The sequence below is a fragment of the Amycolatopsis sp. NPDC049253 genome, from assembly GCF_040678995.1.
Classification (GTDB): domain Bacteria; phylum Actinomycetota; class Actinomycetes; order Mycobacteriales; family Pseudonocardiaceae; genus Amycolatopsis.
Map to the genome: position 1 here is coordinate 1 of NZ_JBFAQX010000081.1, position 1,295 is coordinate 1,295.

Consider the following 1,295-nt stretch of genomic DNA (forward strand, 5'->3'; position numbering starts at 1 on the left):
CTAGTACTGCAACGGCAGTTAGGTGAGTGGGTAGCCGCGTCGTTTGTAGTGGCTGAGGCGGGCTTGGTGTTGTCGTCGGCGGCGGAAGTGAGACCAGGCCCAGATGTGTTCGACGGCGTCGGCGACACGCAACACCAGCTTGGTGAGTAGGCGCCGGATCTCCGGTAGCGTGAATCCGATCATGCCCGCCTTGACGGCGTCGGTTCCCCTTTTGTGACAAGGGATCGTGAGACGGCGAGCCAGGCGTGGGCAAGCATCGACAGCGTGATGTGGGCATACCATGCCCGCCACGACCGAACCTGATACTGATCCAGCCCGGCCTCGTTCTTGGCCTGCTGAAAGCACTCCTCGATCCGCCACCGACTACCGGCGACCCAGGCCAGGTCCAGCAGCGTCGAGCGGCGGGGCCCGTAGCAGACGTAGTAGGCGATCTCCGTCGGATCGGTGATCGAGCGGCGGGCAAGCACCCAGTGGCCTCGCCCGGCCTGCCAGCCGATCCGGATCGGCACCCGCGCCCAGTCGTACTCCCGCGGCCCGTGGGCCCCGGCACCGACTGACAGCCGCCGCCACGACCGGGCCGGCAGGTCCGCGATCAGCTCGTCGGCGCGGGCTTCGCGACCTCCGGTGGTGACCAGGGTGTCGTTGACCTTGGTGGCCAGCACATGCGCGGCATCGTGGGCCTCCAGCCACAACCGCAGGTACTTGACCTGCCCGTATGCCTCATCGGCGGTCACCCACGCGAACGGCACTTTCGCGGCGAACGCCCGTGCCAGCATCGCCATGGCTTGGCGCGGCTTGGTCTCGAACTCGATACCCGCCGGGATCCCCACCCGCCGGCACCGGTCCCGGTCGGCGATCCAGGGCTCGGGCAGATACAGCTCCCGATCGATCAGCGCATGCCCACGAGGCGAGGCATAAGCCAGGAACGTGCCGATCTGGCAGTTCTCGATCCGGCCGGCGGTCCCCGAGTACTGCCGCTGCACCCCGGCCGACATCCTGCCTTTCTTCAGGAACCCGGTGTCGTCCACGATCAACACCCCGCCCGGATCACCGAGATGCTCGACCACGTAGTCGCGCACGTCATCGCGGACGCCGTCGATGTCCCAGTCCGCCCAGCGCAGCAGCCGCTGCATCCCATCCGGCGACACTTCGCCGGCCTGCTCGGCCAGCGTCCAGCCGTTCTTCCGCTCCAAGCCAGCGACCAGCCCGGACACATACTCCCGAGCCCGAGCCCGCGGCTCCGACCGCGCGAACCGGCCCCCGATCCGCTCATGCACCCGATCCAGCTGATCCAT

Annotated in this window: 1 protein-coding gene; it reads right to left on the minus strand. The window is 68.0% G+C overall.

Annotated elements, in window-relative coordinates; translation table 11 throughout:
• Positions 1–179: 179 nt before the first annotated feature.
• A complete protein-coding gene (locus tag AB0K15_RS48010) occupies positions 180–1,295 on the minus strand; it encodes an IS701 family transposase (protein ID WP_364067928.1) in 1,116 nt (371 codons plus the stop codon).